The following is a 17463-nucleotide window of genomic DNA, read 5'->3' on the forward strand; positions in this document are numbered from 1 at the left end:
GCCGCCGGCCACTCGAAAAGGTGATCGATTACCAGCTTCCGGTATTCGCCATCGACGCCCACGGTTCCGCCTTGGCCTTGGCCGGGCCTTTCTGCAGAAGCTCGATGGAGATGCCGTCTGGCGACCTGATAAAGGCCATGTTGCCGTCGCGCGGCGGCCGGTTGATGGTGACGCCATTGTCCATCAGTCGCTGGCACGTGGCATAGATGTCGTCGACCTCGTAGGCGAGGTGGCCGAAATTGCGCCCGCCCTTGTAGTCTTCGGGATCCCAATTGTAGGTGAGTTCGACCAGCGGCGCTTTCTCGCTGATGCCGCTCTGCTCGTCTTCCGGCGCGGCCAGGAAGATCAGCGTGAAGCGGCCCTGCTCGCTTTCATGGCGGCGAACTTCCTTCAGCCCGAGCTTGTTGCAGTAGAAATCGAGCGAGGCATCGACATCGGCGACGCGGACCATGGTGTGCAGATAGCGCATGTGTTTTCCTCGATCTGTTGGGTTGCGGCGCAACATAGGGTCGGCCCGGCCAAAGGGCAATCGTTCGGGTCAGGCAGCGCCGGCAAAGAACAAATCCGGTATTCCCGCAATGAACCGTGAAAAAAGGCACGTCAGGTCTTGCACACACCGGAAGCCGCGGTGTTAATCTGGTATCAAGAATCAGTTGCGGTGTTCTTGAATAAAGGGGGCATTCTTATGGGGGAAAAGGCCTCTTTGACGGGGCGGGCCAATACCCTTGGCGACGCTTTGACGCGCGACGAAGGCGGCGATTCTGCTGACCTGACCGAAATTTCCGGCGCCATCAAGTGGTTCGATGTGGCCAAGGGCTATGGTTTCATCCTTCCGGATGACGGTGTTTCGGGCGATATCCTCCTCCATGTGACTTGTCTTCGACGGGACGGCTTCCAGACAGCCTTGGAAGGCGCGCGCGTGGTCTGTCTTGTGAAGCAGGGCGAGCGCGGACTGCAGGCGTTCCGTGTGCTTTCCATGGATGTCACCACCGCCGTCCATCCCGCCGAAATGCAGGAGCAGCGCACCCATGTCTCGGTAACGCCGGAGAGTGGGCTCGAACGCGCTTTGGTCAAATGGTTCAACCGCACCAAAGGGTTTGGCTTCCTGACGCGCGGCGAGGGCACCGAGGATATTTTCGTCCATATGGAGACCTTGCGCCGCTACGGCATCACCGAGCTTCGGCCGGGCCAGGTCGTGCTTGTCCGTTTCGGCCGCGGTGACAAAGGCCTTATGGCCGCCGAAATTCACCCCGATATGGGCACCTTGCCGGTCTCGCACTAGGGCGATCCGGCCGAGGATTTCATATGACACACAGGAACGGGCTGACGGCGGGCGTGATGTGCGCTGTGGCTGCCGTCATGGTCGCCGCCGCCGCATTCTTCTATTTCCAGGTACCCAGCGCCGCCGATGGCCAGGCGATGATCCTTCCGGTCGATCCCGCGCCGCTGGTCGCTGTGACCAAGAATGGCAAACGCTCCTTCTCGATCGAAGTCGCCGATACCGAGGCCGAGCGGGAAGCCGGACTGATGTTTCGCGAGGACATGGCCGCCAATCATGGCATGCTGTTCGTTTTCGACGAGACGCGCGACGTCAGTTTCTGGATGAAGAATACGCCGATGCCGCTCGATCTGATCTTTGTCGGCCAGGACGGCAGGATCCGCGCAATCAAGCAGGGCGAGCCGCAATCCGAGGCGATCGTCTCGCCGGGCGAGCCGGTCCGCTTCGTGCTCGAGCTCAAGGCCGGCACTGCCGCCAGGGACGGCATCGCGGACGGCGATCTGCTGCGCCATCCGGCGATAGGCACCGCATCCGGCCCTGGCATGCCGCCCGCGGACAAGGGCGATTCTCCGAACGTCGATTCCGACTGAGCGCCAGGGATCGCTTTCCGATGCAGTTTTTCTCCCATGACGGGTTCGATCTAGCCTTCCTCGACCGCCAGCCGGCATCGGGTGAGGGCGATCCGGTGCTCATGATTCATGGCTTCGCCTCGAGCCACTATGTCAACTGGGTTTCACCCGGCTGGTTCAAGACGCTCAACGATGCCGGCTATCGCGCCATCGCCTTCGACAATCGCGGCCACGGCTCGTCGTCCAAGAGTTACGACGAGGCCGATTATACGCCCGCGAAAATGGCTTCGGACGCGGCAGCCCTGCTCGATCATCTCGGCATCGAGCGGGCCCATGTCATGGGCTATTCGATGGGCGCGCGCATTGCGGCCTTCCTGGCACTGTCCGATCCGGACAAGGTGGCGACGTTGGTCTTTGGCGGCCTCGGCATCGGCATGATCGATGGGGTAGGCGATTGGGATCCGATTGCCGCCGCCCTCCTTGCCGAGGATCCGGCCGCGACCACCCATCCACGCGGCCGCTCTTTTCGTGCCTTCGCCGACCAGACCCGCAGCGACCGCCGGGCGCTTGCCGCCTGCATCGTCACGTCACGGGAATTGCTTGGTGAAGAGGATATTGCCCGCATCGCCCAGCCGACGCTGGTCGCGGTCGGTACCACCGACGACATTGGCGGATCGCCGGACGAGCTTGCGGCGCTGATGCCCAACGCCAGGGCCTTCCACATCGAGGGCCGCGACCATATGCTGGCCGTCGGAGACAAGACCTTCAAGCAACGTGTGCTGGAGTTCTACGCCGAAAATCCGCTCTGAGGCGCCAGTTTCTTGAGACGAAGCGCCTCGGATCGCGAAATTGACCTAGGTCAAGGTCTCCAGCGACCGCGCCATGTTCAGCCTTGCCTTTGGTTCGAAGCGCTGCCTAAACTCCTGCGTGAGAAAAATATGCGGACGGGCAAGGAAGCTCTTTAGCACCGCGCCGCGTCCGGCACGCCATATCGGCTCCTCCACCCAGCCATATTCGCGGCGAACCGCGCGTTCATAGGCATCGAACGCAACCGGGTCGGCGCCCAGGATCGAAAGATCCATGTCGAGAAACAGGCTGGCGTCACGTGTTGCCGCCGCGTTGTCGAAAGGCGGCAACTGATGCGTGGCGGTGGCGAGGATCATCGCGCTGATGCGCTTCAGGCGGGCGGCATCGGTGCGGCCCGCGAGCTTTTGCTCGGCAAGGGCGGCACTTTGCGCCTCATTGTCCTTGGCCCTGCTGTCGTAGATGGCATCGTGGAACCAGATCGCCGCTTCGACGGCTTCAGGGTCGTCCAGTTCTCCCTGATAGTCGCGAGCCAGCGCCAGCATTGCCTCGATATGCGCAAGGCCGTGATAGTGGCGTTCCTCGGCGGCGTAGAGCGCCGAAAGCTCGGTTTTCAGCGCGTCGTCGATCAGGGGTTCGTTTTCCATGGCTGCTTGAATTCCCGCGAACCAAATCCATTTGACACAGCACTAAGGAAAATTGAGTTCAATCGTGCTATGATCTGGCTTATATGTGCGGCCCCGATGACAGCAGACTAGCAGGACGCAGGACGAGACGTCGATGAACAGCATCAGCATTTCCCGCCACAACGCGCTGCAGCCGGTCGATCCGATCTGGCGTTCGATCCGCGACGAAGCGATGGAAGCGGTCAACCGCGACCCGCTGCTGGCCGCGTTCCTCTATGCGACGATCCTCAACCAGGAAAGCCTGGAAGAGGCGGTCATTCACAGGATCGCGGAGCGGCTTGCCCATCAGGATATCGGCTCCGATCTCATCCGCCAGACGTTCAAGTCGATGCTCGCCGACGACAAGGACTGGCCGACCACGGTGCGCGTCGACATCCAGGCCTATTATGACCGCGACCCAGCTTGCGACCGGTTCATCATGCCGGTGCTCTACTTCAAGGGCTTTCACGCCATCCAGACCCATCGGCTGGCGCATTGGCTGTGGAATCAGGGCCGCAAGGATTTCGCGCTCTACCTGCAGAGCCGTTCGTCCGCAGTCTTCCAGACCGACATCAATCCGGCCGCGCGCATCGGCAAGGGCATCTTCATCGATCACGCCACCGGCCTCGTCGTCGGCGAGACCGCCGTGATCGAGGACGATGTGTCCATCCTGCACGGCGTGACGCTGGGCGGTACCGGCAAGGCCGGTGGCGACCGCCATCCCAAGATTCGCTATGGCGTGCTGATTGGCGCCGGCGCCAAGATTCTCGGCAACATCGAGATCGGCCATTGCTCCAAGATTGCCGCCGGATCGGTGGTGCTGTCGCCTGTGCCGCACAACAAGACGGTTGCCGGTGTGCCGGCCCGCGTGGTCGGCGAGACCGGCTGCGACCAGCCTTCGCGCCAGATGGACCAGCTTCTGCCGTCGCAGAAGATGGACCACGTCATCAGTTTCGATATCTGATTTGCTGGCAGCTGCCCGGCATGATTGCCCGGCGGCGCTGCCCGCTTCCGGTGCAATAAGGTCGGCTTGCCTTTACATCGCCATTGTCGACGTGCCAGAAGCGCCGTTCAAACGAGCAAGCCGATGATCGGAGAAGACTGTTGAAGCCGGACGAAATCAGAAAGCTGGACGCCTATTTCAAGCGCGTCTTCCAGAACCCCAAGCTTGAGGTCAAGGCACGGCCGCGCAAGGAAGATTCGGCCGAAGTCTATGTCGGCGAGGAATTCCTCGGCATCGTCTTCAAGGATGAGGACGATGGCGACTATAATTTCTCGATGGCGATCCTCGATATCGACCTGGCCTGAGCCCGCAATGCCACGGCAGGCCGCGTAGAGCGCGGCCGGGCCGCTTTTCAGCCGGTCAATGTCGGGTCTTCAGGATTCGCCCCGCCTCTGCCGCGATCGCAGCATCGAGCGTCCGCCAGTCGCCAAGGAATTCCCTCGGGAAGCGATAGGTAAGGCTGAGATCATCCCCGACATGGATGTCCCGCTCGCAAGGAGCCAGCGATTCGCCGGCGCTCGGCCCGCTGAGGCAGCGGGCCACGAACGGGTCCTTGCCACCGCGCTTGCCGACGACCAGCACCTCGTTCAGATAACCTGATTTCTCATTGAACCCATAGACCGTCGTACCGCCAGGCCCCGGAACGCCGGGCTGGATGATCAGCGCGCTGTAGATCGGCCCGAACCGGCCGCTCATGTCGCGCGACATCATCTGCTGCTCGAAGGACAGGAAGATGATGTTCCTGTTGGCCCCGGCGTGATTGAAATCGTCGCGCGACGCCTCGCTGTAGCCGTCCATCTGGGGATAGCGCAGGTAAAGGTCGAGGCGCGAGGCGATACCGTTGCGCCTGGCCGGCTCGAACCTGATGAAATTGGCCGGCACGGTGATGACGTTGTTGCCGATCACCACCTCGCGCACGGTCGCGTCGTCGGTGTAGCCGGCCATGGCAATGGAACGGCCGAACCATTTGCCGCCAAGGCTGATGGCTATCGACAGCAAGGCCAGAGCCGCGAACGCGTAGAACACCCGCTTCATCAGCATGGAATCGACCACGGTGAGTTCCGCGCCGTCGGCGATCGCTGCCTGCTTCATCTCGGTCCTCGTCCCACCGCCTGTGCGCCATCCCGGTGTCCCCCATCTGGGTGTCTCTTGACGGCACACATCATACGGCACGGCTCTTGCTGCCATCCTGAAGCGACTGTGCGATTTCATGGTAAATGGAGGGTTAATGTGGCCCAGATGGAACTCTTGCTGTTCGCTTTTGTCGTCGGGCTGACGGTTTGCGGGCTGACCGGCTCGACAATGGAGCTGGCATCGGGTCGCAAGGTCGCCTTCACCGAGCCATATGTGTCGCCCTCGCATGTACTGCGCTCGCTGGCCGTCACTGCCGGCGCCGGGCCATTCATGCTGGTCAACGATGCCCTCGATGCGCGGCGCCAGAACCGCATTTCGACAGCGGCGCTCTTGTCATGCGGCTGCACCGCTATTGCCTGGTCCCTTGCGCTGGGCATCGTCGTGCTTGCCATTGCTTCCTGGGCGGTCCGTCTCCTAGGGTTTGCAGCCTGAGACGAATCGGAGACCGACAATGCCGCTTTATGCGATCGATGGAACGGAGCCCAGCTTCGCAGACGCGGACTCGAACTGGATCGCGCCCGACGCCACGCTGATTGGCGACATCAGGATCGGCCGCAATGCCGGCTTCTGGTTCGGTGTTGTCATCAGAGGCGACAACGAGCCCGTCGTCATCGGCGCCGACACCAATGTGCAGGAACATACTGTCATGCACACCGATCCCGGCTTTCCGCTGACCATCGGACAGGGCTGTACGATCGGCCATCGCGCCATGCTTCACGGCTGCACGATTGGTGACAATAGCCTGATCGGCATGGGCGCCATCCTGCTGAACGGCGCCAGGATCGGCAAGAATTCACTCGTCGGCGCTGGCGCCCTGGTCACCGAAGGCAAGGAGTTTCCGGACAATTCGCTGATCGTTGGTTCGCCTGCCAAGGCGATCAAGGTGCTGGACGACGCCGCGGTCGAGCGGCTGCGGGCCTCGGCCGCGCATTATGTCGCCAATGGCCAACGCTTCAAGGCTGGGCTGAAGAAGGTCTGAACTCTCGGCCGGGACGTGACTTCGGACACCGGTTGCGTCTAACGATCCCGGTCGCCGAGCGCGCGCTCGGCTGTGGCTTCTCTCAACAGCGAAGCGCCCAACCCGAATCCTGCAATCTCTGCTTCTTCAAGGGCTGTCGTGTAGTGATCGATACGAGTCCTCAAAGAAGGGTCCGCGCCGCCGGCAAGAAGCAGGCGGATCGCCTCGGCGTCACGCATGGCTACGCCGTAGTGGAGCGGCGTCCAGTCGTTGACGCCCCGCATGTCCGGATCGGCGCCGTGATCGACGAGGATGCGGATGATGTCGAGCTTGTCCGCGCGCTCGGTGGACAGCGCCGCGATGATCGAGGGAAATCCGGCATGATCCCCGTAGTTCGGACTGGATCCAGCCTCGATCAGCGTTGCGATGAAGGCGAGAGGGCTCCAGTAGATCGCGTATTCCAGCGGATGGCCAAGGCCGAGTTCGAATGGCATGCGCTCGTCGAACCAGCCGGGCGAACCGCCCAAGGCTTTGCCAAGTCCAACGAAGTCACCGGCCTTGAAGGCATCGTCGATCGCCTTGAACAGCCTGTGGGGCTCGCATCGATCTTCCGGGATTTCCAGCATCGGCAGTAATCCAAACTGTGCGGATTGCGAACGATATTGCGGCTGCGAAACCATACGCGCAGAAGCGTCCGGGTTCAGCTCACCCTGATTTGTTTTTCCCTTTTTTGGTGGCGGCAGTGTTAATGCGTATTCGCATGGCTCCACCGCTGGGCTTGTCGATTTCGAAAGCAGCGGTCTCCCGCACTAGATCGCTCAGCTTCCCGAAGCCGTAGGTGCGGGGATCGAAATCCGAGAAAAGATTTAAGAGCTGTTTCCCAAAATTACTCAGGGACACCCAGCCGTCCTCGCTGTCCATCTGGCCGATAACTTTCCTGAGGATTGGCGTTGCGGCGTTCGGCGACTGAAGTGGCTTTGTTGCCGGTGCGGTATCCTGAACGCTCGCTGCGCCACGCAGGAGGTTTTCAGTATAGATGAAACGGCGACATGCCTGCCGAAAGCTCTCAGGGGTTTTCCGTTCACCAAAGCCGAACACATCAACGCCGTGTTCACGGATGCGGGCAGCAAGCCTCGTGAAGTCGCTGTCGGACGAAACCAGACAGAAGCCGTCAAAGCGACCGCTATGGAGAAGATCCATGGCGTCGATCACCAGAGTGATATCAGACGCATTCTTGCCAACGGTATAAGCGAACTGTTGCTGCGGTATGATCGCGTGTTTGGACAGGATGTCGGCCCAGCCCTTCGACCGAGCAGTTGAGAAGTCGCCGTAAATTCGACGAACGCTAGCCTCGCCGATCTTGGCGATCTCCTCGAACAGACCGTCGGCAATCTTGGCGGAAGCATTGTCGGCGTCGATAAGTACAGCAAGGCGTGGTGATCGGGGTTCGGTCGGCATGCGGCACCTTCGGTGACTAACGCGCTGTCGATGGTCGCCAGTTGGCGAGCGTATCTCATACGGAGAAGCAATCGAGACCATACCTACCAACGACCCGGCCGTCGAGGATCAAGCCACACGGCATTCCGGAGGAAGAAAGCGCAGCGCGAAAGCCAGATCATGTGCTGGCGTTGTCCGCGTGGGATCGTCCTAGAAATGGCGGAGCCGGCCCGGGGACGGGGCCGGCTCCTTTGACCCGGTCGTTGGGGACGGGGAGGGTGGGGACTCGACCGGGTTTCTCGTTGAGCGCGTCATGCGACGCGCCTGACCTTGTTGGCGTCCTCAGCGGACGCTGGCGACCGCGTCGGAACGGCCGTCGTTGATCGTCACCCAAACGCCGGAATTCTCCGTCGATTGACGCTTGAGATAGGTGTAGTCGGTGTCCGTCCAGGACAGCACCTTGGTTTCCAGATTGTCGAGAATGAACTCGCCGAGGCTGGTGCGCACGGTTAGCACCGCATGGCCGTCGCCATTAGGCTGGCGCGCAACCGTCATCAACAGGTCGCCGGCCGGCACGCCCACATCCATCAGTTCGCGGCGCTTTTCCAGCGCATAGTCCTCGCAATCGCCAAAGCCATTGTCCGGGTAGGCCCAGTATTCCTCGACACCGTAGTTTTCCATGTCGGTGCGCGGCTTGACGCGGGTATTGACCGAATTGTTGATGCTGACGATCGTCGCCCAGAGCTTGCGGGTCAGGTCGACCGGCTCTCCCTTGGGGGTCTTCTCGTTGCATTCGCCAGGAATGCGCTGGCAGAATTCATAGTGGCCAACAGGCTGCGTGGTGCGTCCGCCGGTATGCATATAGGCCGGTCCCGCGGCATATGCTGATCCCCAGGCGGAAAGCTGTATCGCCATTGCCATCAGCAACAGCCTGCCCCTCGCTTTTTTCATTATTCAGTCTCCCCGTTCGAAGGAGACATTGCCACATGTGGATTTATTCGCCGCAAAAGTGCGGAGTAGATATTAAGTAAAACGCCAGTAGAATAAATATAAAATTTGAATCATTCGAGTATTAAATTGTTTGGATTGCTAGGTCGGTTTTCGGCAGACCCGGCCTCGCGCGGACGATCTCGCCATGGCGACCTGCCATCCGAGGACATATCGATCGCGGCACCCCGGAAATCAAAAAGCCGGCCGCGAGGGCCGGCTTGACGGGCGTGCTTTACGGTCTGATCAGGCGCGCGGCGTGTTGAATTCGGAATCGAGCGTTTCGGGGCGCTGGATGACGGCGAATTCGATGGCGACGCCATCTTCGAAATGCCGGACGATCTGGCCGCGCATCGTGCCGAGCATGACCTGGACGCCGATCGCCGGTTTGACGTCGATCTCGATCGCGGCGCCGGACAGTGACAGATCGATGATCCGGCACTGATACTGACGGCCGTCGGTGAGCTGCAGCACGCTGGTCGGGTTGCGTGGCGAGACGCGCTCGTGGCGGCGGTCTTCCGGCAGGTCGAGCTCGTGCTTGTTGGCGAGCCATGTCAACTGCGCCGCGAGCTTGTCCTTCTTGCGGTCGGACGCGATCACCGTCATTGCGAAGCCGTCCGGCAACGTGCGCGTCAAGACACCTTCGATGCGGCCGATATGGTCGATATAGGCGATGACTTTCTCGCCGGGCATGCCAATGCGGTCGGTGCGAAGCGCAACGTTGCCGGGCGACATGTCCACGACCTGGCACGGGTGCTCGGTGCGGTCCTCCAGCATGAATCGTCCGTATATCTTGACCCGGACGCGCTGAAAGTTACGCCTTTCGGCTTGGGACGGCGTGTAGTCGACCGCCGCTGACCTCATGACTGCCTACACCCCGTTGGCATCCCGCGCGTCAATGCGAGGGACTTCGTCAGAGAAATACAACAAAGCGGGTTAACAAAGGGGAAAAACGGGTCCGCGGGCCCGTGTGATCATCAACTATCTTCGCGCCCGCCATCGAAGACGACGAGATGGCGGATGCGGCGAGCGTGGCCGAGCGCAGAGATCGTGTCGGGCGTCCCGATCTCGTCGGGAACGAGCGAGGGAACGGCGATCGCCGGACGGTTGTTCAGCAGCTCTTTCTCCGGGTCGATGACGCGTATGGAATCGATCAAGGCGTCGGTGATCGGATCCGCGCCCAGCCAGAACGGCTTCTCAGCGGCGCTGATCACGCCGAGGCAGCGCGGATTCTCAATGCCGCCATCGAGCGGCAAGGCGAGCAATTCGAACTTGTTGGAGCGGCCGTTGCGGCTGAAGCCCTCGAAATTGATCAGCACGACCGATTTCTGGTCGAAAACTCCGTGGATCAGCCGCGAGACCAGCCGTTGATCCTTCTCGCGCCACAGCGAGGGGAAAGAGAACCCCTTGAGTTCGCGGCCGTAGCAGGCGCAGAGCCTAGTGCCGGCCAGACGGAATACCGGCTGTCCGCGCGTGTCCCTTTCCAGGATGAACGTATCGGCCAGCAGCGACTTGATATCGGCCGGCTCGACTTCCGATCGCTTCGGAGCGGGGCGTCCGTCACGCAGGCGGTTCCAATAGTGGAACAGCGTGATCGATCCGTTTTGGTTCATACTAAAAAGCTCCGCGCATTCTGTCGTCTGATGTCCCATCGGTGAACAGAAGGGCGCCCTCCGATGACCTACATGCGTTGGGGAGCAGGAAGCGTGCCAGCGTCGTTAACACTTGTTCACGGGTCGGGGCCGTTAAGGTTAACAACTGGTTTACGTTGCGCCCTGGCAAGCCGTGTGGCACACCAAAACCACTCCAGAAGCGGTCGTTTCGCGACGATCGGCAGCACTTCAGTCAAGAGTTTTAGGGGAGCAGGGGGCTCGACCGGCCGTCCAGGGGAAACCCTGGGCGGCTTCTTTTTTGATTCGCGCCCCTGATTCGGACCGGGACGATTCGCCGTTTGCGGTTCCATCGGCGGTGATCTAGATGCTGGCCAGACCGAACCGGCCCGGACGCAACCGGCCCTGACCGAACCAGCCCGACCGAACCAGCATCGAGTGCGATTGCAGATGAGCGAACCGCAATATCCGTCCGAGCCCGAAACGGCCGAGCCCATGCCGCCACCGGCGCGTGAGCCGGTGTTCAACCTGCCGCCGATCGTGCTGGCGGTGATGGGCATCTGCGCGATCGTCTATCTGCTGCAGCAATATGCGCTGAACGACGTCCAGCAGATGACGCTGCTGTACGACGGAGCTTTTATTCCGGTCCTCTATACCGGCCAATACGGCTTCGACTGGTTCCTTTTTACCCGGCCTTTCACTTACGCCTTCATGCATGGCGGCTTTGCCCATATCGCCATCAACATGGTCTGGCTCGCCGCTTTTGGCTCGCCGCTGGCCAACCGTTTCGGCACGCTCCGGTTCGCATTGTTCTTTGCCGTCACCGGACTGGCTTCGGTGGCGCTCTTCTGGGCGATGCATCCCTATGGAGAAGCGCCGCTGGTCGGCGCATCGGGCGCCATATCGGGCATGATGGGGGCCGCGGCGCGTTTTGGTTTCCACACCGACCGCTCGGCCGGCAAGGCGGCTTTCGCCGGCCCGGTGCTGCCGGTCGCGATCGTGCTGCGCTCGCGCGGCGTCGTCATCTTCCTCGCCATGTGGATGATCATCAATCTCGCCACCGGCCTTCTCGGATTCGCGCCGGGCATCGACGGCCAGATCGCCTGGGAGGCCCATATCGGCGGCTTTCTCGCGGGTTTCTTCGGCCTGCGCTGGTTCGACAGGGGATGGCAAGCACCAGAATGGGACACCTCCGACCGGACTTGAAATGCAACCGATCACGGCGCACCATGTTCACTCTTATGTGAAAACCGGTCAGGGCAGGAACCGGTTGGCAAAGTAGAGGAGGACGCCATGACGGTTAAGGCCATTCTCGAGCAAAAAGGCCATGACGTATTGACGCTCGGGCCGAACGAAAAACTGAGCGAAGCCATCCGAATCCTCGCCGAGCACAGGATCGGCGCGCTGGTCATCACCAATGGCGATCACAAGATCGTCGGCATCCTGTCGGAGCGCGACATCGTACGTGTGGTTGCCAGGGAAGGCGGCGCCGCGCTCGATATCCCCGTGCGTTCGGCCATGACGCCGAAGGTGAAGATCTGCAATGAAAACCACACCGTCAACGAGGTGATGGAGATCATGACTAGGGGCCGCTTCCGCCATCTGCCGGTGGAAAAGGACGGCCTGCTGGACGGCATCGTCTCCATCGGCGACGTGGTCAAGCGCCGCATCGAGGACGTCGAGCGCGAGGCGGAGGAAATCCGGGCCTACATCGCCACCGCCTGAGCGGTGATAGGAACCGCCGGCCGAATGCCGGCCGGCGGCGCCAAGACTACCTGTTGTCGAGTTCGGAGCGGACGAATGCGAGCCCGTGCCTTGTGATGCGGTAAGGCCCGCCGCCCGACGACCGTCGAGACGTCCAGAAAACGCCAGGCCGCGGCTTTGCGCTTGTCTCTTTTGGCGGTTTGCACTAGCGAATGACTTTCACGCCAGACGTGAAAGTCACGTCCAAACGTGAAACTCCCGTCAGAGTCACCGTAATTCGCAGGCCGCCATGTCTCTCATCGATACCCGCACGCCCGACGCTAAACGCCTGATATCAGGCGCCACCGGCGACTGGGAAATCATCATCGGGCTTGAAGTGCATGCGCAAGTGATCTCGGAAGCAAAACTGTTCTCCGGCGCTTCGACCGCCTTCGGGGCTGCTCCCAACGCCAATGTCAGCCTGGTCGACGCGGCAATGCCCGGCATGCTGCCTGTCATCAACGAGGAATGCGTCAAGCAGGCGATCCGCACCGGCTTGGGGCTGAAGGCGGCGATCAACCACAAGTCCGTCTTCGACCGGAAGAACTATTTCTATCCGGACCTGCCGCAGGGCTACCAGATCTCGCAGTTCAAACAGCCGATCGTCGGCGAGGGCACGGTCATCGTCTCGGTCGGTCCCGACCGCCAGGGCGAGTTCGAGGACATCGAGGTCGGCATCGAGCGCCTGCACCTGGAGCAGGATGCCGGCAAGTCGATCCACGACCAGCATCCGACCATGTCCTACGTCGACCTCAACCGCTCCGGCGTGGCGCTGATGGAGATCGTGTCGAAACCCGACCTGCGCTCCGGCGACGAGGCCAAGGCCTATGTGACCAAGCTGCGGACCATCATGCGCTATCTCGGCACTTGCGACGGCAACATGGACGAAGGTTCCCTGCGCGCCGACGTCAATGTCTCGGTGCGCCGGCCAGGTGGCGAATTCGGCACCCGCTGCGAAATCAAGAACATGAATTCGATCCGCTTTATCGGCCAGGCCATCGACTACGAGGCGCGCCGGCAGATCGCCATCCTCGAGGACGGCGGCAAGATCGATCAGGAAACGCGGCTGTTCGACGCCGTCAAGGGCGAGACGCGCTCGATGCGCTCGAAGGAAGAGGCGCATGACTATCGCTATTTCCCCGATCCCGACCTTCTGCCGCTGGAATTCGACCAGGCCTATGTCGATGCCTTGGCCAAGGAATTGCCGGAACTGCCCGATGACAAGAAAGTGCGGCTGATCTCCTCGCTCGGTCTCTCGACCTACGACGCCGCGATCCTGGTTTCGGAAAAGCCGATCGCCGATTATTTCGAGAAGGTAGCGGCCGGGCGTGACGGCAAGCTCGCCGCCAACTGGGTCATCAACGATCTGCTGGGCGCTCTCAACAAAGCCGGCAAGGACATTGAATCTGCTCCTGTTTCGCCCGACCAGCTCGGTGCGGTCATCGACCTGATCAAGGAAGGCACCATCTCCGGCAAGATCGCCAAGGACCTGTTCGAGATCGTCTGGAACGAGGGCGGCGACCCGCGCCAACTGGTCGAGAGCCGTGGCATGAAGCAGGTCACCGACACCGGAGCCATCGAGAAGGCGGTCGACGAGGTGATCGCGGCCAATCCCGACAAGGTCGAACAGGCACGCGCCAAGCCGACCATGGCCGGCTGGTTCGTCGGCCAGGTGATGAAGGCGACCGGCGGCAAGGCCAATCCGCAGGTCGTCAACGACCTCGTCAAGGCCAAGCTGGGCATCGAGTAAGCATGTTCGTCCGCACCGCCGGAGACCGCGACCTCGCAGCCGTACGAGCGTTGCTGGTCGAGACCTGGCATGCCACCTATGACGCGATTTACGGTGCCGAGCGGGTCACCGAGATCACCAATGAATGGCACTCGATCGCTTCGTTGAAGGCCAGGTTGGCAAAGCCGAACAGCGAGTTCCTCGTTGCTGATGATGGCAAGCGCATTGGCGGCATGGCGTTTGCCGAAGCCGTCGGAGACGGCGGCGTGGTCATGCTCAGGCAGCTCTATGTGCTTCCCTTGCTGCAGGATCGAGGTATCGGCGGCATGCTCCTCGACGAAATCATCGAGAGTTTTCCGGAAGCCCACCGCATTCGGCTCGAAGTGGAAGAGAAGAACGGCCGAGCCGTTGCCTTCTATCAGGCCAATGGCTTCGTCCAGGCCGGCCGCACCGAGAATTGCGGCTCCGCCGGCTCGGCCATCCCGGCGCTGATCTATGAACGGGTACTTGCCGCCTGAGCACCATGGCGGCGTGATCACCTTCGCGCGAGCGCGAGACCCGGGCTCTGTTTTCGTTTGACGGCCCTGATGTGCGGCACCAAAGCTGCAAATGCCGACCCGCGCGAAGCCGGAATAATCCGGCACGCGCAGGACGGCTTTTGGGGGGAACCATGCCAAGTCTGCCGGAACTGATGCCGACCGAGGTGTCGGACGAAACTTTTGGTGGCGTCACCTATCACATAGCGGGCGAACTGGTGCCTGTGCTTTCCGTCGACGTGACGCGGATGCCCGTCTATTTCGAGCACCACATCCTGTTGTGGAAGAATTCCACGATCTCCATCGGCCTGAAATCGCTGAAGGGTGCGCTGAAGCGCATGATGGCCGGCATGCAGATTTTCGTCACCGAGGCGTCAGGGGCGGGCGTCATCGCCTTCAGCCGCGACGGGCCGGGTCACATCGTGCCGATTCACCTGCGGCAAGGCGAGGAGATCCAGGTCCGCGAGCACCAGTTTCTCGCCGCCACTGGCAATGTCGACTACACATTCGAGCGTGTACGCGGCCTGGCGACGATGCTGTTCGGCCAGAGCGGCTTCTTCATCGACCGGTTTCGCGGCGATACCGGTGACGGCATCGTCTGGCTGCACGGCTATGGCAACGTTTTTGAAAAGACGCTCGCTCCGGGCGAAACCATAGACATCGAGCCCGGCGGCTGGCTGTTCAAGGATGCCTCGGTCAGGATGGAAACCAAGATCGACCGGCTGTCGAGCGGCTTCTTCGGTGCCAACATGAATTTCATCGTCAACCGCTTCACCGGCCCGGGCAGGGTCGGTATCCAGTCGATGTACCTGCATATGCCAACCGAGGAGTAGGTCGGGGAGCCGCAGGCGGGACGGATGGAGGCCGGAGCAATTCCAGGAAAAGTCCGTAGCGCTTTCCCCAGGGAATTGCGTGAAAACAAAGAGTTGGAGCGGTTCGGCGATTCTCGCTGAACCGCTCCAGGATCAGCGCGAACGCAGCGGCGGCGACGGCTCGCGCATCAGCAGTTCGAGGTCCGCTGTGCGCCTGACGCCGGCGGCGTCGCGCCTGCAAACAGCAATCGAGAGTGCGAACGCCGATCAGGCGGTGGGAACTTCCACATTGTCGATCAGCCTGGTTTTTCCCAGCCAGGCGGCGGCGAGAACGCGGCCGGCGCGGTCGTGCCGCCATGGAGTGAGTGTCAGGCTTTCGCGGGCCTCGACATAATCGACCTTCTGGAAGCCGGCGGCGATCAGGGCGCGGCTTGCTTCGGCGATCGTTTCCTCTTGACCTGCGCCCGCTGCCAGCGCCGCTGCCGCCTTGCGCAGGACAAGGTTGAGCCGGCGGGCGATCTGGAGTTCGGCCTCATCGAGATAGGCGTTGCGCGACGACATGGCGAGGCCATGCGCGTCGCGTATGGTCGGCGCGCCGATGATTTCGACGGGCAGGTCGAGGTCGTGGCAAAGCTGCCTGACGACGCAAAGCTGCTGGTAGTCCTTTTCGCCAAAGATGGCGACGTCGGGTGCAGCCTGCAGGAGAAGTTTGGCCACCACGGTGGCGACGCCGTCGAAAAAGGCGGGGCGAAAATCCGTCTCGAGCCCGGCCGACGGGCCGCCGACCGAGATTTTCGTGGCAAAACCGGCGGGATACATCTCGCTGACGTCAGGCGTGAAGGCAAGATCGGCCTTGGCCGTCGCCAGCATGTCGAGGTCGCGCGCCAACTGGCGCGGGTACTTGTCGAGATCCTCGCTCGGCGCGAACTGCGTCGGATTGACAAAGATCGACACCACGCAGCGATCGGCTCTTTCGAGGGCGATCTTGACCAGCGAAAGATGCCCGTCATGCAATGCGCCCATGGTCGGCACCAAGGCGATGCGCAGCCGATCGCGCCGCCAGTCGAGGATTCGCGCGCGAAGCGCGGCAACGCTGTCGACGACGTCGGCCCGGCTCATGCTTCATCCCCGTCATTTGTTTTCGAGAAGACATGGGTAGGACCGGGGAAATCGCGGTCCCGCACCTCCGATGCGTAGCGCTCGGCGGCATGCGCGATCACACTGCGCAGGTCGGCATATTGCTTGACGAATTTAGGCACACGATCGACCGTCAACCCGACCATGTCGTCGGTCACCAGGATCTGGCCGTCGCAATCGCCGCTGGCGCCGATGCCGATGGTTGGAATGGCGATGCGGCGGGTGATGTCCGCGGCGACCGTCTCTATCGTTCCTTCGATGACCAGGGAAAACGCACCGGCCTTCTCAACCGCGAGCGCGTCGGCGATCAGCGTGGCCACATTCTCGTCCGTGCGGCCCTTGATCTTGTAGCCGCCATCCTTTTCCACCGATTGCGGCTGCAGGCCGATATGGCCCATGACCGGGATCTCGGCGGCCACGATCGCCGCGATCTGAGCGGCCATGTCGACGCCTCCCTCGAGTTTCACCGCCTGGCAGCCGGTCTCGCCAACGATGCGCCGCGCCGATGCCACGGCCTGCGCGGCTGAATCCTCATAGGTGCCGGCCGGCATGTCGACGACGACGCAGGCTTTGGCCGAGCCCCGCATCACGGCTTGGCCGTGCGCGATCATCATGTCCAGCGAGGCGCCCAGCGTCGTCTCATGGCCATGCAGGACCATGGCCACGCTGTCTCCGACCAGGAGCAGGTCGACATGGGGATCGAGCAGGCGGGCGATCGGGTAAGTGTAGGCGGTGAGGCACACGATCGGCATGCCGCCCTTGCGGCGGCGAATCAGGTCGGCGCCGATGCGAATGTCGGTGGTCGGCAATTGCGCGGCCAATCGTCGCCTCCTTCAGCCCCCGGCCGGACGGGATTTCCGGACGGGCGCGCAGAGCTTTAGAAAGAGCGGCAACGCTTGGCAAGCGCGCATCCGGTCACCCCAGGGCTGCGAACTCGGGTTAACGCGCTTTGGGGATTGCGGCTGATCTGATTCCATGGGGGCCCCATGATTCGGAGCCTCGCCATGACCACTGTCGCCCTTGAAGGATTCGAAAAGTCCCGCCTGAGGTCGCTTCTCGA

General features: G+C 61.8%; 22 protein-coding genes. 12 read left to right on the top strand and 10 right to left on the bottom strand.

The window, feature by feature from the left end; genetic code table 11:
• Window positions 1–28: 28 nt before the first annotated feature.
• Entirely contained in the window at window positions 29–469 is a 441-nt protein-coding gene (gene gloA / locus LB536_RS15360) for a lactoylglutathione lyase (RefSeq protein WP_140813714.1), read from the bottom strand.
• Between the two features lie 216 nt (window positions 470–685).
• On the opposite strand from gloA, the gene LB536_RS15365 reads away from it, so the two are divergent.
• The 3 genes from LB536_RS15365 to LB536_RS15375 are packed head-to-tail and all read left to right on the top strand — an operon-like array spanning window position 686 to window position 2657.
• The gene (locus tag LB536_RS15365; protein ID WP_140755750.1) at window positions 686–1282 is read left to right on the top strand and encodes a cold-shock protein; all 597 of its coding nucleotides are present in this window, start codon (window positions 686–688) and stop codon (window positions 1280–1282) included.
• 23 nt (window positions 1283–1305) lie between these two features.
• Entirely contained in the window at window positions 1306–1869 is a 564-nt protein-coding gene (locus tag LB536_RS15370) for a DUF192 domain-containing protein (RefSeq protein ID WP_224593900.1), read from the top strand.
• A gap of 20 nt (window positions 1870–1889) precedes the next feature.
• The gene (locus LB536_RS15375) at window positions 1890–2657 is read left to right on the top strand and encodes an alpha/beta fold hydrolase (RefSeq protein WP_181183108.1); all 768 of its coding nucleotides are present in this window, start codon (window positions 1890–1892) and stop codon (window positions 2655–2657) included.
• Window positions 2658–2702: 45 nt separating this feature from the next.
• Here LB536_RS15375 and LB536_RS15380 read toward each other — a convergent pair whose 3' ends face one another.
• Complete coding sequence (locus LB536_RS15380) at window positions 2703–3299, bottom strand: hypothetical protein (protein WP_224593902.1); 597 nt, start codon at window positions 3297–3299, stop codon at window positions 2703–2705.
• Window positions 3300–3432: 133 nt separating this feature from the next.
• Here LB536_RS15380 and cysE point away from each other — a divergent pair, with 133 nt between their 5' ends.
• On the top strand, window positions 3433–4281 hold the full coding sequence (gene cysE / locus LB536_RS15385) for a serine O-acetyltransferase (RefSeq protein ID WP_140755038.1): 849 nt from the start codon (window positions 3433–3435) through the stop codon (window positions 4279–4281).
• Between the two features lie 140 nt (window positions 4282–4421).
• Window positions 4422–4625, top strand: a complete 204-nt coding sequence (locus LB536_RS15390; RefSeq protein WP_140755036.1) for a DUF3126 family protein — start codon at window positions 4422–4424, stop codon at window positions 4623–4625.
• Between the two features lie 55 nt (window positions 4626–4680).
• Here the strand turns inward: LB536_RS15390 and LB536_RS15395 are convergent, their stop codons facing one another.
• Complete coding sequence (locus LB536_RS15395) at window positions 4681–5412, bottom strand: hypothetical protein (protein ID WP_224593903.1); 732 nt, start codon at window positions 5410–5412, stop codon at window positions 4681–4683.
• A 147-nt stretch (window positions 5413–5559) separates the two neighbouring features.
• Here LB536_RS15395 and LB536_RS15400 point away from each other — a divergent pair, with 147 nt between their 5' ends.
• Window positions 5560–5886 carry a DUF6949 family protein gene (locus LB536_RS15400; RefSeq protein ID WP_263489108.1) on the top strand — a complete coding sequence of 109 codons (327 nt, stop codon included), beginning with the start codon at window positions 5560–5562 and terminating at the stop codon, window positions 5884–5886.
• 19 nt (window positions 5887–5905) lie between these two features.
• Window positions 5906–6433 carry a gamma carbonic anhydrase family protein gene (locus tag LB536_RS15405; RefSeq protein WP_224593908.1) on the top strand — a complete coding sequence of 176 codons (528 nt, stop codon included), beginning with the start codon at window positions 5906–5908 and terminating at the stop codon, window positions 6431–6433.
• Window positions 6434–6471: 38 nt separating this feature from the next.
• Here LB536_RS15405 and LB536_RS15410 read toward each other — a convergent pair whose 3' ends face one another.
• From LB536_RS15410 to LB536_RS15430, 5 genes are all read right to left on the bottom strand, one after another.
• Window positions 6472–7182: an ankyrin repeat domain-containing protein gene (locus LB536_RS15410; protein ID WP_224593911.1), complete on the bottom strand. Its 711-nt coding sequence runs from the start codon at window positions 7180–7182 to the stop codon at window positions 6472–6474.
• Window positions 7118–7870: an NYN domain-containing protein gene (locus LB536_RS15415; protein WP_224593914.1), complete on the bottom strand. Its 753-nt coding sequence runs from the start codon at window positions 7868–7870 to the stop codon at window positions 7118–7120. Before LB536_RS15415 ends, LB536_RS15410 begins: the two co-directional genes overlap by 65 nt.
• Window positions 7871–8191: 321 nt before the next feature.
• A complete protein-coding gene (locus tag LB536_RS15420; RefSeq protein WP_224593917.1) occupies window positions 8192–8800 on the bottom strand; it encodes a transglutaminase-like cysteine peptidase in 609 nt (202 codons plus the stop codon).
• A 282-nt stretch (window positions 8801–9082) separates the two neighbouring features.
• On the bottom strand, window positions 9083–9700 hold the full coding sequence (locus tag LB536_RS15425) for a PilZ domain-containing protein (protein ID WP_140760086.1): 618 nt from the start codon (window positions 9698–9700) through the stop codon (window positions 9083–9085).
• 113 nt (window positions 9701–9813) lie between these two features.
• Window positions 9814–10449 carry a PAS domain-containing protein gene (locus LB536_RS15430; RefSeq protein ID WP_140760088.1) on the bottom strand — a complete coding sequence of 212 codons (636 nt, stop codon included), beginning with the start codon at window positions 10447–10449 and terminating at the stop codon, window positions 9814–9816.
• 447 nt (window positions 10450–10896) lie between these two features.
• Between LB536_RS15430 and LB536_RS15435 the strand changes: the two genes are divergently transcribed.
• The 5 genes from LB536_RS15435 to LB536_RS15460 all read left to right on the top strand — a co-directional run bounded on the left by LB536_RS15435 (window position 10897) and on the right by LB536_RS15460 (window position 15287).
• On the top strand, window positions 10897–11652 hold the full coding sequence (locus tag LB536_RS15435) for a rhomboid family intramembrane serine protease (RefSeq protein ID WP_224593920.1): 756 nt from the start codon (window positions 10897–10899) through the stop codon (window positions 11650–11652).
• 87 nt (window positions 11653–11739) lie between these two features.
• Entirely contained in the window at window positions 11740–12171 is a 432-nt protein-coding gene (locus LB536_RS15440) for a CBS domain-containing protein (RefSeq protein ID WP_140760092.1), read from the top strand.
• 268 nt (window positions 12172–12439) lie between these two features.
• Entirely contained in the window at window positions 12440–13939 is a 1500-nt protein-coding gene (gene gatB, locus LB536_RS15450) for an Asp-tRNA(Asn)/Glu-tRNA(Gln) amidotransferase subunit GatB (protein ID WP_140813318.1), read from the top strand.
• A gap of 2 nt (window positions 13940–13941) precedes the next feature.
• Window positions 13942–14436 carry a GNAT family N-acetyltransferase gene (locus LB536_RS15455; protein ID WP_140813319.1) on the top strand — a complete coding sequence of 165 codons (495 nt, stop codon included), beginning with the start codon at window positions 13942–13944 and terminating at the stop codon, window positions 14434–14436.
• Between the two features lie 152 nt (window positions 14437–14588).
• Window positions 14589–15287, top strand: a complete 699-nt coding sequence (locus LB536_RS15460; RefSeq protein WP_224593924.1) for an AIM24 family protein — start codon at window positions 14589–14591, stop codon at window positions 15285–15287.
• Window positions 15288–15533: 246 nt separating this feature from the next.
• Here LB536_RS15460 and panC read toward each other — a convergent pair whose 3' ends face one another.
• Window positions 15534–16385, bottom strand: a complete 852-nt coding sequence (panC, locus tag LB536_RS15465) for a pantoate--beta-alanine ligase (RefSeq protein WP_224593928.1) — start codon at window positions 16383–16385, stop codon at window positions 15534–15536.
• The gene (panB, locus tag LB536_RS15470) at window positions 16382–17224 is read right to left on the bottom strand and encodes a 3-methyl-2-oxobutanoate hydroxymethyltransferase (protein ID WP_224593935.1); all 843 of its coding nucleotides are present in this window, start codon (window positions 17222–17224) and stop codon (window positions 16382–16384) included. The genes panC and panB overlap by 4 nt, the downstream gene beginning before the upstream one ends.
• Window positions 17225–17463: the final 239 nt, after the last annotated feature.

The sequence above is a fragment of the Mesorhizobium sp. ES1-3 genome, from assembly GCF_020164795.1.
Classification (GTDB): domain Bacteria; phylum Pseudomonadota; class Alphaproteobacteria; order Rhizobiales; family Rhizobiaceae; genus Mesorhizobium.